Below are 13582 nucleotides of genomic sequence, written 5' to 3'. Positions count from 1 at the left end.
GGCGCGGGGCCGGTTCAGACGGGCGGCGGGGGGCGTTCGCCGGCGTCCAGGACGGCCTGCGTCCAGCCGCCCTCGATGACGCCGGTGCCGTCGAGCACCGCCCAGTCGACCACGTCCGCGGCCTCCACCACGACCGGGGAGCCGATGCGCACGGCGGGGTCGGTGTCGGCGTCGCTGGCGCTCGCGCCGACGATCCGCTCCGGCGCGTCCCACGACGTCACCCCCGCCCAGACGAACTCGGGGCCGTCGTCGCCGGGCAGTCCGTACTTGACGACGAGCTGCGTCTCGGGCGGGAGCTGACCGGCGAGGAAGCGGGCCCGGATGTCGCCCAGCCCGGCGCGCGCGGTGGCGATCGCCTTGCTCATCGCGTCGCCCGGGCGGGCGTAGCGCACGTCCGGCTGGATCCCGGCGAAGAGGGTGGCGCAGGCCGCGGCGTAGTAGCGGCCGTCCGGCCCCGGGTGCCCCGCCGGCGGGCGCAGGCTGAGGAACGAGTCGGCGTCCGGGTCGGTGGCCGGGTCCAGTTCCAGGCGCAGCAGCACCGGCGCGGTCGCCCCGTGCTGTTCCGGATTGCCGTACGCCACCGCGATGTCGTGCCCGGTCACCGTGGCCAGCACCGGTAGCTGCACGAACGCGGGCACCTCCTCACCGGCGAGCCCGTCGGTCCAGTCCCGCAGCAGCCGTCGGGCCGCACCGGTCATCACCGCCCCCCAGGCCCGGGTCAGGTGGTCCGGCACGCCCTGGGTCTGCAACTCCAGCAGCCCGAAGCGGCGCAGCCCCTTCGTGGTGAACCAGAGCCCCTCGGCGTCGGAGGAGTAGGGCACCAGCACCCAGTCGACCAGCCGGATGCGCCCCTGCTCGTCCGGCAGCGAACGCAGCGCCGTCGCCGGGTCGAGGAACTGCAAACCGAAGACGTCCACCACGTCGCCGTCGACGGACTCGGCGACGGCCGCGGCCACCGCCCGCGCCGCCCACTCGTGCGCCGGCGGCCAGCCGGGCCGGTACTCCGCCTGCACCACCACCAGGTGGCTCGCGGCGGCCAGCCGGGCGAGCTGCGCCTCGGTGGCGCCGAACGCGGTGAGCAGGTCCGGCGGCAGCGCGGGGAACTCGCCGATCGGCCGGGTGTCCACGGTCATCAGGGGGCTGTCCAGCATCTGCCGGGCCAGCCCGTGCACCGGCTCGGCGAGCCGGCCGCTGAGCCGCTGCACGGCCGTCTTCGCGCTCACCTTCGGCAGCCCCGTCATGGGCACCAGGTAGGTCGCGCTCAGCGACTCCGGGACCGGTACGGGCAGGAAGTCGTCCGTGATGAGCATGTCGTCCCCCGGTTGGCCGCGCCGGTGCTGTCGTGGGAGAACGCTACCCGGCGCGGCGTGCCCCGTTCAGCCGGACAGCACCAGTCCCAGGTAGACCAGCGTGGTGACCACTTCCACGGTCGCGCCGAGCACGTCGCCGGTGACGCCGCCGAGCCGGCGTACCACGTGCCGCAGCAGCCCCACCGCGACGGCGAGGGCGGCGGCGACGGCGAGCGGCCCCTGCCACGGGCGGCCCGGCACGGCGGCGACCGCCGCCAGCGCCACGGCGACCGTCCCGGCGACCAGCGCGACCGGGCCGACGGTGCCGGCGACCAGCGCGCCGAGCCCTTCCGGGCGGGCCGCCGGCACCCCGCGCCGGCAGGCCACCGCCACCCCGAGCCGGCCACGACCGCCCGGCCAGCTCCGCGAGGGCCGCCGTCTGCACCAGCAGTACGACCACCAGCGCGGCCACCCCGAAGGGGCCCACGTCCGGCTTCTTCATGATCTCCAGCGCGGCCGCCCCCCGCCGGTACGACCCCAGCGCGTCCACGGTGTCGGCCAGCCCGTCGAGGTGCAGCCCGCGGGTGAGCAACGCCCCGGCGCCGACGGTCACGGCCGCCGCGACGAGCGGGGGCGCGAGCGCGCCGGGAAGCAGCAGGATCGCGGCGAGGACGACGCCGAGCAGCGCGCCGACCGCCGGGGCGAGCGCCATCGCCGTCCCCGCCACCGCCCGGTCGATGCGCCCGGCGCGCACCGGCAGGGTGGTGAAGGTGGTCAGCGCCAGGCGCGCCCCGTCGGAGAACCGCGACTCAGCCGGCACGCCGGCCGGACGGGTCCACGGGCTCCGCCTCCGGTTCGGTGCTGGTCGGCCCGGGGCCGGCCGGCTCCGGCTCGCGGAAGTCGGGCTCGTCGGTGTCGTCGCCCGGCTCCGGCTCGTCGCCCTCCTCGTCGTCGCCGGGCGCCGGACGGGTCGGCAGCGCGGCGGCCAGCGCCAGCACCGACCGCAGCAGCGGCAGCGCGGCCAGCGCGTTCGCGCCCTCGCCCAGGTCGAGCCGCACGTCGAGCAGCGGGGTCAGGCCGAGCACGTCGGCGGCGAGCCGGACGGCGGGATCACCGCGGTGGTCGGCCAGCAGGCACCAGTGCCGGGCCTGCCCGGCCAGGTCGCGGCTGACCATGGCGGCGGCCACGCCGACCGGCCCGTCCAGCATGACCGGCAGCCGGCGGGCGGTCGCGCCCAGCAGGACACCGGTGGCCACGGCGACGTCCCCGCCGCCCAGCTCGGCCAGCACGTCCTTGGCGCCGCGCGGCGAGCGCCGGGTCCGGTGCAGCGCGTCCCGCACGGCGGCGCACCGCCGCATCCAGGCCGCGTCGTCGATCTCGCCCGAGCCGGTGACCACGCGCCCCAGCACCGCGGGGGTCTCGGCGCCGGCCGTCGCCGCCAGCACCGCCGCCGCGGCGGCCTCGGTGCCGGCGCCGCACGCCCCCAGCACCAGCAGGTGTACGCCCGCGTCGGCGGCCTCCTCGGCGAGCCGCCAGCCGTGCCGCAGGGCCTCCTCGACCTGCTCGCCGGTCAGGGTCGGCTCGTCCTCCATCGGCGCGGACGCGGGGGTCTCCACGACCTGCACGTCGGCGCCGTTCTCGGCGGCCAGCCGGGCCAGCACCCCCTTGCCGGCGCGGGCCTGCCGGGCCCGGCGTGCCGACTCCCCGTCGACGGTGCCGGCGGCGGCGCCACCGAGGTGGTCGCCGTGCAGCAGCAGCACGCGTACGGAGCCCCACGGGGCCGGCGTGGCGGTGCCCTGGGTGGCGGCGGCGAAGCCGACCACCCGTTCCAGCGCCCCCAGCCCCGCCCCGGGCACGTCCAGCGTGGCGAGCCGCTCGATCGCCTGCGGGCCGGCGTACTCGTCGGGCATGGGCAGTTCCATCCCGGGCTGGATGACGAGGCCGGTGGCGACCATCGGCAGCGCCATGGTCGGCGCGGCCCACGCGGTGCCGGCGGGCTCGGCCGGCACGCCGGCGGGTACGCCGGGGGCGGACTCCGGCGCGACCGCCGGCCCACCGGTCGTGGCGGCGGCCGCCGCACCCGTCGGGCCGGTGGCCGGTCGAGCCGTCGAGGTGACCGGTGCCGGGCCGGCCTGGGCCGGCACGACGCCCGGCTGCGCCGCGCCCGGCTTCAGCCAGGCCGCCTGGCCGGCGACCACCAGCACCACCGCGTCGCAGGCGTCGGCGACCGCCCGGTTGGCCGCGCCGAGCGCGTCGGTGAACGCCCTGCCCAGCGGGGTGGTCGGCACCAGGGAGAGCCCGACCTCGGGGCTGACCAGCACCAGCCGGGCCGTGCAGGCGCGCACCGCCGCCGCCAGCTCGGCGATGGTGGCGGTGTCGTCGGCCGGCTGGTGGGCGGGGTCCAGCAGCACCGTCACCCAGCCGCCGAGGTCGTCGACGAGCAGCGTCTCGTTCGGGCCGGCGGAGGCGATCACGTCCGCCAGGCGGCGCGGGTCGGCCGCGGTCTCCTCGGTGGTCCAGGTCTCCGGTCGACGGGCGCGGTGCGCCGCCAGCCGGGCCGCCCATTCCGCGTCGTCGGCGGGCGCGTCGGCGGCGGTGGCCACGTAGCGGACCGTCGGCGCGTCGGCGACCAGGGACTCGGCGAACTCCGACTTCCCGGACCGGATGCCGCCGAGCACCAGGACCGTGTTCCACCCGTCAACGGACATGCCCGTACTTTAGAGCCAGCGCCCGCGGCGCGGCCCCCGGAGGTACGGAGAGCGGGCGGTCGTCGGCGGTCCAGCGGCCGGTCATCGGGCGGGCGGGCCCTCAGCGGGTGAGCGGGTCCGAGCGGCCGGTCAGCAGCCGCAGGCCGGCCCAGACCGACCAGGCGGCGAAGGACGGCACCAGGGCGAGCAGCGACAGCGCGCTGATCAGGAGGCTGAGCCACCGCAGATCTGGCCCGAGCATGCCGAGGTGCAGGCCGACGGGCACGCCGACCAGACCGGTGCCCGCCGCCGCGGCGAGGGCGCCGAGCGCGGCGGGGCCCCGCCCCCGGACGAGTGCCTCCACGCCGGTGTGCAGCAGCCAGAGCCCCGGGGCGAGGCCCGCGACGAGGGCGACCGCGACGACCAACGGGCCGTCGGCTCCCGTGGCGCCGACGCCGGTGGCCAGCACGCCGGCGGCCACCGGGCCGGTGCCGGCGAAGAGGGTGACCAGGGCCGCGAGCAGGTGCCGCCGGGCTCCGCCGCCGCGTCGCCGGGCCCGGTGGAAGGACCTCGCCGCGACGGCCGGCAGCATGCCGAACGGGGCGAGCAGGAACAGGAACTCGGCGGCGTCCTCGCCGATCAGCGGGGTCAGGCAGAGCGCGGAAACCATGGTCACCATGACCCCGATCAGCCCGGCCCCGGCGAACGCGGAGACCGGCCGGCTCAGCGGCGCGTGCGCCGGCCGGGCGCCGAGGCGCTGCTGCCAGGCCAGGAGCGGCAGCTTGACCAGCGTGTCGACGGCGTAGCGGAAGCGCAGCGGCGTCGGCACGTCGAGCAGCACGGCGAGCGCCTCCTCGCGCCAGCGGGCCCGGCCGGCGCGTGGCAGCAGGACCGAGGCGACGGCCAGCACGCCGGCCAGGAACCGGGTCGTCAGCTCGCGCACGGCACGCTCCCGACGGCTCCCGACGGACCGGCCGGACGGCGTCGGCCGCGGGCCCGTTGCCGCGCGTCGACCTCGGCCAGCGCCGTGCGTGCCTCGGCGGTCCCGTCGTCGGTCAGCCGGTAGTAGCGGCGGCGGGGGCGGCCCTCGGCGTGCCGGTCGATCTGCTCCCACCGGCTGGCGACCCATGCGGCCGCTTCGAGCCGGGCCATGATCGGGTAGATCGTCCCGGGCGGCAGTCCGGTCGCCTCGACGATGTCCAACCCGTAGCGCTCCCGGCCGGGATCGGAGAGCAGGGCGCGCAGCACGAGCTGCACCTGCAGGGTCAGCCTCATGCTCGTACTCTATATAGGGTCGACCGGTCCCGCCAGCCCCCCGTCCGCCCGGTGGCGCGGCGGACGGGGGCCGGGCCGTGCTCAGCCGCAGTGCTCGAAGCCGCTGCCGTAGCTGGCCCCGCCGGTCGACCCGCCCCACTTCACGCAGACCCCGGCGGCCTTGGCCCGCACCGGCCCGGCGTAGTACGAGAACGTCCCGCTGTCGGTGCTGCGCGCCCGCCCCTGCACCTCCAGCCACGCCGAGGCGGACGTGGCCGTGCCCACCGCCGACTCCTTCATCGTCACCACGCAGTTGGTGCCGGTGCCGGCGTGGTAGAGCAGGTAGACCCGGCCCTTGCGGACGCCGGAGGCGGTCAGCGAGGCCGAGTCGACCACCTTGTACCCGCTGCCGCACGCCTCGACCGGGGTGTACGGGTTCGGCTTCGAGGGCTGACCGGTCGTCGGGGTGGCGGCCGGCCGACCCGACGAGGTGACCGTCGGCTCGCCGCCGGTCGTCGGGGCGGGGGAGCCGCCGGCCGACGAGGACGCCGTGGGCGGCGGGGTCGCCGACCGGACGGCGCCCGGCGACGGCTCGACCCGCAGCCGCCCCGTGCCGTCGTCGGCCTGCGCCCCGGGCGTCTCCGCCGCCGCGGATCCGCCGGTCAGCGCCGCCGGCACGTCTCCGCCGGCCGGGTCCCCGCCGGAGAAGAGGGCCGTCGCCCCCACCACCCCGGCCAGCACCACGAACACGGTGGCCGCCGCGCCGACCAGCGCGGCCCGGCGCCGCCGCGGTGGCGGCGGCGGCCCGACCCGGTCCTCCCAGGTCGACGGGACCCCGCCCCACGTGTCGCCCCCGGTCGGCGGGTGGCCCGGGTGACCCGACGGCGCGCCCTGCGGCGGTGGGACGGTCGCGGGCCCGAACGGGCCGGGCGACAGCGGGACGGCGGCCTGGACCGGCGTGCCGATGCCGGGGAAGGGCGGACCGGCGGGCGGGAACTGCGGACCGGCGGGCGGGAACTGCGGGTGCCCGGCCGGTGTTGCGGGACGCGTACCGCCGAGGGTGCCGAACACCGGCGCGGGCCCGGCCGGTGACGGCCCGGCGAAGGCGGGCGGTGGCGCGGCCGGCACCTGCCCGGCGGGCGCGTCGCCACCGGCGCCGGGGAGGGGCGTGCCGCCCGGGTCGGTTCCCGCACCCACGAGGGACGCGAGCGTGGCCGGGGCCGGGCCGGCGACGGCCCACGGCGGGCGGGCGGAGGTCGGGACCACGGCCAGGGTGGCGTCGCGCGCCTCGGCCGCGGCGTCGGCGAGCGCCGCCGCGTCCGGATACCGGTCGGCGGGGCGCTTCGCCATCGCCCGCTCCACCAGCGCGGCCACCGGCGGCGGGGTGTCGGGCGGCAGCGGCGGCGGCTCCTCCTGGACGTGGCGCAGCGCCACCTGGAGCGGGTTGTCGCCGTCGAACGGCGGCTGCCCCGCCAGGCAGAAGTACGCCACCGCGCCGAGCGCGTAGATGTCCGTCGCCGCGGAGACCGGCTGGTTCGCGGCCTGCTCGGGGGACATGTACGAGGCGGTGCCGAGCATCATGTTGGCGGCGGTGATGCCCGCCGTGGTGCCCGAGCGGGCGATGCCGAAGTCGACCAGCACCACCCGGCCGTCGGACTTCACCAGCAGGTTGCCGGGCTTCACGTCCCGGTGCACGATGCCGGCGAGGTGGGCGGTGTGCAACGCCGAGGCGGCCTGCGCCACGACGGACATGGTCGACGCCGGGTCGAGCCGCCCCGTGCGCCGCAGCCAGGAGCTCAGCGGCTGGCCGTCGACGTACTCCATCACGAGGTAGTCGACCTGGCTGCCGTCGCCGAGGGTGGACCGGCCGACGTCGTGCACCGCGACCACGCCCGGGTGACGCAGCGCCGCGAGCATCCGTGCCTCGGCCCGGAACCGGGCGGTGAACTCGGGATCCGCGGTCAGTGCCGGCAGCAGCACCTTCACCGCCACCTCGCGCTCGAGCATGAGGTCGGTGCACCGCCAGACCGCGCCCATGCCGCCGGTCGCCACCCGTTCGCCCAGCCGGTACCGCTGGCTGAGCACCACTCCTTGAGTCAGCACCGGGCCACGGTACCGGCCCGCCACCTCGCAACGATCAACGCGTCGGCCCGGTCCGCAAGGCGAGCGTCGCGCCCGCACCGGCGCGGCCGACTACGCTGGCGGGGGTTCGTCCCACGGGACATCAGCGGCGAGGGGAGACGCGGCATGGCGTGGAGCTGGCGGTACGAGGGCACGAACGGCGAGTCGGTCGAGGGGCCGGCGGAGTCGTTCGGCAGTCAGGCGGACGCCGAGTCCTGGATCGGCCAGACCTGGCGCGAGCTCGCGGCGTCCGGCGTCACCTCGGTCGCGCTCGTCGAGGACGACCGGGTGGAATACCGGATGAGCCTGCTGCCCCCGGCGAAGTGATGGCCGGCGACCGCCCGGGGAGCGAGCCGCTGGTGCTCGGCGTGCCCCGGGCGGCCTTCCGGCCCAGCCCGGTCTTCCTCGCCCTGCTCGCGCTCTTCGTGACCAGCGGCGTGCTGACCTGGAACGGGTTCGGCAACGTCCGGCTCGACGTGTTCCTCTTCGTCGTCTCCGGGTGGCTGGTGTCGCTCTGCCTGCACGAGTACGCCCACGCGATCGTGGCGTTCCGGGCCGGCGACCGCAGCGTGGCCCACCGCGGCTACCTGACGCTGAACCCGCTGAAGTACAGCCACCCGCTCCTGTCGATCGCGCTGCCGGTGCTCGTGGTGCTGCTCGGCGGCATCGGCCTGCCCGGCGGGGCGGTCTGGGTGGACCGGCACGCCATCCCCGGGCGGCTGCGGCACACGCTGGTCAGCCTCGCCGGCCCGGCCACCAACGTGCTGTTCACGCTGCTCCTGGTGGCCGCCGTACGCCTCGGCGCGGCCGGCGGCGGGCCGGTCGAGTTCTGGGCGGGTGTGGCGCTGCTGGCGTTCCTCCAGCTCACCGCCAGTGTGCTCAACCTGCTCCCGGTGCCCGGCCTCGACGGCGGCAACATGATCCAGCCGTGGCTGAACCCGCAGTGGCGCAGGATGTACGACCTGTTCGCCCCGTTCGGCTTCATCCTGCTGTTCGCGCTGCTGTGGAACCCGCGGCTCAGCGACTGGTTCTTCGGCGCGGTCTTCGCCGTGGGTGACTTCCTCGGCCTGCCGCCGTGGCTCTACGCCCTCGGCCTGGACCTGATCCGCTTCTGGCAGGGCTGACCGGAGCCCCGTCCGTGGTGCCGCTGCCGGCCCCGCGGCCGCTGGTGCTGCCCGGCCCGGCCGGCCCGTCGCGGGGCCGGCCGGACCGGAGCGGGTCACGGACGCTCGGCGGGGGACTCGGTCCGGGCCGGGTCGCGCTCGACGATCGGGTCGATGATCTCGTCGATCGCCTTGAGCAGGCCGGCGTCGAGCCGCACGCCGGCGGCCTTGACGTTGTCGTGCACCTGCTCGGGGCGGGACGCGCCGACGATCGCCGAGGAGACGTTCGGGTTCTGCAGCACCCAGGCGATGGCGAGCTGCGCCATGCTCAGGCCGGCCTGCTCCGCCAGCGGCTTGAGCCGCTGCACGCGCGTCAGCACGTCGTCGGTCATGAACTTGGCGATGAAGCCCGCACCCGACTTCTCGTCGGTGGCGCGGGAACCGGCCGGCGGCGGCTGGCCCGGCAGGTACTTGCCGGAGAGCACGCCCTGCGCGATCGGCGACCAGACGATCTGCCCGACGCCCAGCTCCTCGCTGGTGGGGACGACCTCGGACTCGATGACCCGCCACAGCATCGAGTACTGCGGCTGGTTCGAGACGAGCGGGATGCGCAGCTCCCGGGCGAGCTGGTGGGCCTCGCGGATCTGCGACGCCTTCCACTCGGAGACGCCGATGTAGAGCGCCTTGCCGGAGTGCACGACGTCGGCGAACGCCTCCATCGTCTCCTCCAGCGGCGTGCTGTAGTCGTACCGGTGGGCCTGGTAGAGGTCCACGTAGTCGGTGCGCAGCCGGCGCAGCGAGCCGTTGATCGACTCCATGATGTGCTTGCGGGACAGGCCCCGGTCGTTGCGGCCCGGTCCCGTGGGCCAGTACACCTTGGTGAAGATCTCCAGCCCCTCGCGCCGCTCACCGGACAGCGCGCGACCCAGCACGTCCTCGGCGCGGGTGCCCGCGTACACGTCGGCCGTGTCGAAGGTGGTGATGCCGGCGTCCAGGGCGGCCCGGACGCAGGCGAACGCCGCGTCCTCCTCGACCTGCGAGCCGTGGGTGATCCAGTTGCCGTACGAGATCTCGCTGACCATCAGGCCGGAACGGCCCAGGTGACGGAATTCCATGCTCCCGACCCTACTCCTGCCGATCATGAGCGGCCGGGGACGCGGCTCAGAGCACCGGGTGGGTGTCGACGAGCAGCCGCTCGATCTCGGCGACCACCTCGTCGCGGTCGCGGTGCACCGGCTCGATCAGCGGCTGGCCCCGCCGGTCGAGCGCCCCCCAGTGGCCGGTGCCGTCGTCGACCAGGAACGCGACCGGGTGGATGACCAGCGCGGGGTGGGTGGGCGGCACCAGCACCTTCCCGGTCCGGTCCACCACGCCCCGCCGGCCGGCCACGTCCACGACCGCCAACCCCTCGTCGGTGAACCCGTCGACGTAGCGGCCGTCGGCCAGGACGGTGGTGAACCCGTGGTAGCGGGTGGGCACCACGATGCGGCCGTTGCGGTCGACCGCCCCCCAGCCCTCCCGGCGGACCACGGCCACGCCGCGGTGGAACGGGCGTACGTCCGCGAAGCCGTGCGGCACGACCACCTCGCCAACGGTGTCGATGGCCACCCAACCGGAGGCGCCGTCCGACACCCAGGCCAGCCCGTCGGCGAACGGGCGGACCACCGGGTACGACGGTCCGAGCACGGTGGCGCCGGTGAGGTCCACCAGCGACCACCGCTCCGTCTCCGGCCGTCGCACCCAGGCCAGCCCTTCGCGGAACGACTGCGCCTCGGCGTACTCGGCCGCGACGACCATGTCGCCGTCCGGGTCGGCGAAGCCCCACAGGTCGCCGTCGCGTGCCGGCACCGGGGGCCGGTCACGCTCCAACACCTCGTCCCGACTCCGGGGGTACGGCCCGAAGCCCGTTCGCGCGACCCGCTCCGCGACCGCGTCCAGGCTCAGCCGGATCCGCGCCTGGAGCTCGGGGTCCCCGTCGCCACGCAGGTCGAGGGCCCGCTCGAAGTGGTGGCACGCCTCCATCAGCCGGCCCTGGTCGTAGCAGGACCGCCCGGCGTGCTCGTGCAGCGCCGCGCGCAGCCGATCGGGCAGCTCGGTGGAGTTGGCCTCGGCGAAGAGCCGGTCGGCCTCCGCGAACTCGCCGCGCCACCGCAGCACGTGCGCCAGCCGCGCCTGGGCCACCGCCGTGCGCCGCAACTCCCCGGTGGCCTCCGCGTAGGTGAGCGCGAGCCGCCCGTCGGCGAGCGCGTCGTCCAGCTCGCCGAGCAGCCGGGAGACCACCGCCCGCAGGCTCAGCAGCCGGGCGCGCGACCGGTTGTCGATCGCCGCGCCCAGCTTCTCGGTGAGACGCCGCCGGATCGTCCGGAACTCCTCCGGCTCCTCCACCACCTCGCGCAGGGTCTCCGGGTCGAGCTGCCAGCGGTAGCCCGCCAGGACCTGCTCCGGGTCAACCTGCGCCGCGCCCGCCCGGTCGGCGTCCCGCGTCTCCGGCCCACGCGCCTCCGGCCCACGCGCCTGCGGCCCACGCGCCTCGGGGCCACGCGCCTCCAGGCCACGCGCCTCGGGCTCACGCGGCTCCGGGCCATGCGTCTCCGGGCCACGCGACTCCGGGCCATGCGGCTCCGGGCCATGCGGCTCCGGGCCACGCGCCTCGGGCTCACGCGTCTCCGGGCCATGCGTCTCCGGGCCACGCGGCTCCGGGCCATGCGGCTCCGGGCCACGCGCCTCGGGCTCACGCGTCTCCGGGCCACGCGGCTCCGGGCCATGCGTCTCCGGGCCACGCGTATCGGGGCCGGAGCCCGCGTCACGGCCGGGGCCGCGCTGCTCCGGGGCGCGCGGCTCGCGTTGTTCCGTGGCCGTCGGCGGAATCTGTCCGACCGGCGGCGCGGAGACGGCCGGCGCGGAGGTCGGCTGCGCCGGGGCAGCCGGCGCGTGCGGCTCGGACACCGCTCGCGCGGGCGGCGCCGGCACGGACGGTGCCGGTGGTTCGGCGCCGGGCGGCGCGGGTGGCGCGGACACCGGTTGCGCTGGCGGGGAGACCGGCGGCACGGGTGGTGCCGACACCGGTTGTGCTGACGCCGCGGTGTCGGACCATGCCGGTGGCGCGCTGACCGGCGGCGCGGGTACTGGTTGCGCCGGTGGCGTGGTGACGGGCGGTGCCGGTGGCGCGCTGACAGGTGGTGCCGGCGGCGCGGACACCGCCTGCCTCGGTGGCGCGAGGTCGCCGACGCCTGGTGGAACCGTCGAGGTCTCGGAGGGCGAGGCGGTGACCGGCTGAACCGCCAGTGCTGACGGGCCGCTCGTGGGCGCGGGAACGGGCCGGACCGGCGGGGCGGACACCGGCTCGGCGGGCGCACCAGGTAGGGCAGACTTGGCCTGTGCCGGCGGCCCGGAGACGGGTCCGACGGCCGGCGCGGCGACGGGCGCGGCACCGACTCCCGGACGTTCGGCGGACGCGGGGGCGTGGTCCGCGTGTGGCGCGAACTCCGATCGGGCCGCCGGTGCGGCGGGGAAGGGCGGCGGAGCCGGGACGACGCTTCCGGGCGACGTGGCCGCGGCGGGCGGCGCGGTTACGGCCCGGGCCGGGGCAGCGGGGGACGGCGTGGCCATGGCCTGTGGCGGTGGTGCGTCGGGTGGCGCGGTTACGGCCTGGTCCGGGGCAGCAGCGGGCGGCGTGGACATGGGCCGCGCAGTGGGCGGGGCAGTGGGCTCAGCAGCGGACGCGGGCGCGGACACGGGCCGGGCCGGTGGTCCGGACACCGGCTCTGCCGAGTCGCCGGTTGGTGCGGACGCCGGGCGCGGATCGGTCGCCTCGGGTGGAGTCTCATGGGTGTCGAAGCCGCGCGGTGACAACCATGGTGTGCCACCGGCGGGTTCGACCGCCGTGTCGGTGTCGAGGGTGGGCGGGGTCGGCTCGTTCGTCTCCGAGCCTTGCGGGACGGAAGCGTCCGGGACGGGTGCGGGCGCGGGCCGTACCGGGGCTGCGGGCCCGGACTGGTCCGCCGGGAAGTCGGCATGGGCGGCCGGGGCGGGGGAGACGTGCTCCGTCACCGACCCGGCCGGAGGTGCCAGGGCAGGACGGGCGACGGGCGGCGCCGACACGCGTTCGGCCGGCGGGGCCGAGACCGGCCCGGTCGCGCCGGCCGGCGATGCGGGAACCGGCTCGACCGGGGACGGGTCGAGCGCGCGGGTCGACGGCACGACGGGTGGCGTGACGGGTGGTGCGGGCACCGGCCCCGTCATGGCCTGCGGTGGCGAGACCGGTGGCGTCATGGCCGGCGGCGCGGAGACCGGAGCTTCCCAGGGCTCAACCGTCTGTCCGCTCGGACCACCGACGGCGTGATCGACGGGAGGCGCCCAGGACGGCGGGACTGGTGCTGCCAGCTCCGACGAAACGTGCGGTGCCGGGGTCGACGGGGCCGGGTGCGCCGACTCCGCCGGGGCAGGCGGTGCCGGTTCCGCCGAGGCGGCGGGTCGTGCCATCTCCGGCGGGGCCGGGTGCACCGGCTCCGCCGGGGGAGGCGGTGCCGACTCTGGCCGGGCGGGCGCTGGCGGTTCCGGCACGGTGGGTCGTGCCGTCTCCGGCGGGGTCGGGTGCACCGATTGCGCCGGAGTAGGCAATGCCGGCGCTGGCCGGGCGGGCGCTGGGCCATCCGACGGGCCGGGGAGCGCCGCCGCCGGGGACACCGGCTCCGGAGGGCCGGTCGGTGTCGACTCCGGCCGGGCGGGCGGCGCCGACACGGGCCGGGCAGGAGGCGCGGAGACCGGACGGGGGACGGGTGGCCCGAAGATGGGGTGTGCCGGTGCGGGAACCAGGTGCGCGTCCACCGGCTCCGCGGGCGCGAGGGCCGGGTCGGCCGGGGGAACCAGGTCGACGGGTGCGGGCGCCGTGGCGGCCGGCTTGGCGGGTGCCGTGGCGATCGGCTGGGCGGGTGCCGTGGCGATCGGCTGGGCGGGTGCTGTGGAGTCCGGTTCGGCGGGTGCCGTGGCGGCCGGTCCGGCGGGCGGACCGGAAGCTGGCGAGACAGCCGGGGCCGCCGACGCCGGTGTCGCCGGTTCCGTCCCGGCCGGCGGTTGGACACGGTCGTGGGTGGGCACGGGCGACGTGAGGGCGTCCGGGGCGGGGTTC

General features: G+C 77.1%; 8 protein-coding genes and 2 pseudogenes. 2 read left to right on the top strand and 8 right to left on the bottom strand.

Annotated features, from left to right (window positions below; all coding sequences use genetic code 11):
- Positions 1-14 precede the first annotated feature (14 nt).
- The 6 genes and pseudogenes from ACSNOB_RS07540 to ACSNOB_RS07515 form a co-directional block, all read right to left on the bottom strand.
- On the bottom strand, positions 15-1310 hold the full coding sequence (locus ACSNOB_RS07540; protein ID WP_393103295.1) for a DUF2314 domain-containing protein: 1296 nt from the start codon (positions 1308-1310) through the stop codon (positions 15-17).
- 66 nt (positions 1311-1376) lie between these two features.
- Positions 1377-2109 (bottom strand): annotated as a pseudogene (locus ACSNOB_RS07535) (adenosylcobinamide-GDP ribazoletransferase).
- Positions 2099-3997 (bottom strand): bifunctional adenosylcobinamide kinase/adenosylcobinamide-phosphate guanylyltransferase, encoded by a 1899-nt coding sequence (locus tag ACSNOB_RS07530; RefSeq protein WP_436685865.1) that lies wholly within the window; start codon positions 3995-3997, stop codon positions 2099-2101. Before ACSNOB_RS07530 ends, ACSNOB_RS07535 begins: the two are co-directional and overlap by 11 nt.
- A gap of 100 nt (positions 3998-4097) precedes the next feature.
- Complete coding sequence (locus ACSNOB_RS07525) at positions 4098-4919, bottom strand: hypothetical protein (RefSeq protein WP_436685864.1); 822 nt, start codon at positions 4917-4919, stop codon at positions 4098-4100.
- Positions 4907-5251, bottom strand: coding sequence for a PadR family transcriptional regulator (locus ACSNOB_RS07520; protein WP_436685863.1), 345 nt, complete (start codon positions 5249-5251; stop codon positions 4907-4909). The genes ACSNOB_RS07525 and ACSNOB_RS07520 overlap by 13 nt, the downstream gene beginning before the upstream one ends.
- A gap of 792 nt (positions 5252-6043) precedes the next feature.
- Positions 6044-7333: pseudogene (locus ACSNOB_RS07515) on the bottom strand (protein kinase domain-containing protein); the annotation flags it as partial.
- 144 nt (positions 7334-7477) lie between these two features.
- Between ACSNOB_RS07515 and ACSNOB_RS07510 the strand changes: the two are divergent.
- Positions 7478-7678 (top strand): hypothetical protein, encoded by a 201-nt coding sequence (locus ACSNOB_RS07510; RefSeq protein ID WP_436685862.1) that lies wholly within the window; start codon positions 7478-7480, stop codon positions 7676-7678.
- Complete coding sequence (locus ACSNOB_RS07505) at positions 7678-8475, top strand: site-2 protease family protein (RefSeq protein WP_436685861.1); 798 nt, start codon at positions 7678-7680, stop codon at positions 8473-8475. The genes ACSNOB_RS07510 and ACSNOB_RS07505 overlap by 1 nt, the downstream gene beginning before the upstream one ends.
- 95 nt (positions 8476-8570) lie before the next feature.
- On the opposite strand, the gene ACSNOB_RS07500 is transcribed toward ACSNOB_RS07505, so the two are convergent.
- Together ACSNOB_RS07500 and ACSNOB_RS07495 are read right to left on the bottom strand one after the other, a co-directional pair.
- Positions 8571-9569, bottom strand: coding sequence for an aldo/keto reductase family protein (locus ACSNOB_RS07500; protein ID WP_436685860.1), 999 nt, complete (start codon positions 9567-9569; stop codon positions 8571-8573).
- Between the two features lie 46 nt (positions 9570-9615).
- Positions 9616-11793 (bottom strand): WG repeat-containing protein, encoded by a 2178-nt coding sequence (locus ACSNOB_RS07495; protein ID WP_436685859.1) that lies wholly within the window; start codon positions 11791-11793, stop codon positions 9616-9618.
- Positions 11794-13582: the final 1789 nt, after the last annotated feature.

Origin of the sequence: Micromonospora sp. URMC 106 (assembly GCF_051386395.1) — a bacterium.
Lineage (GTDB): Bacteria > Actinomycetota > Actinomycetes > Mycobacteriales > Micromonosporaceae > Micromonospora.
This window is presented reverse-complemented; position numbering and strand designations above follow the sequence as displayed.

Excerpts from the sequence above, each read along its gene's own strand:
- ACSNOB_RS07500 (WP_436685860.1), bottom strand. The coding sequence starts at position 9,569 with ATGGAATTCCGTCACCTGGGCCGTTCCGGCCTGATGGTCAGCGAGATC.
- ACSNOB_RS07530 (WP_436685865.1), bottom strand. The coding sequence starts at position 3,997 with ATGTCCGTTGACGGGTGGAACACGGTCCTGGTGCTCGGCGGCATCCGG.
- ACSNOB_RS07510 (WP_436685862.1), top strand. The coding sequence starts at position 7,478 with ATGGCGTGGAGCTGGCGGTACGAGGGCACGAACGGCGAGTCGGTCGAG.
- ACSNOB_RS07520 (WP_436685863.1), bottom strand. The coding sequence starts at position 5,251 with ATGAGGCTGACCCTGCAGGTGCAGCTCGTGCTGCGCGCCCTGCTCTCC.
- ACSNOB_RS07540 (WP_393103295.1), bottom strand. The coding sequence starts at position 1,310 with ATGCTCATCACGGACGACTTCCTGCCCGTACCGGTCCCGGAGTCGCTG.
- ACSNOB_RS07505 (WP_436685861.1), top strand. The coding sequence starts at position 7,678 with ATGGCCGGCGACCGCCCGGGGAGCGAGCCGCTGGTGCTCGGCGTGCCC.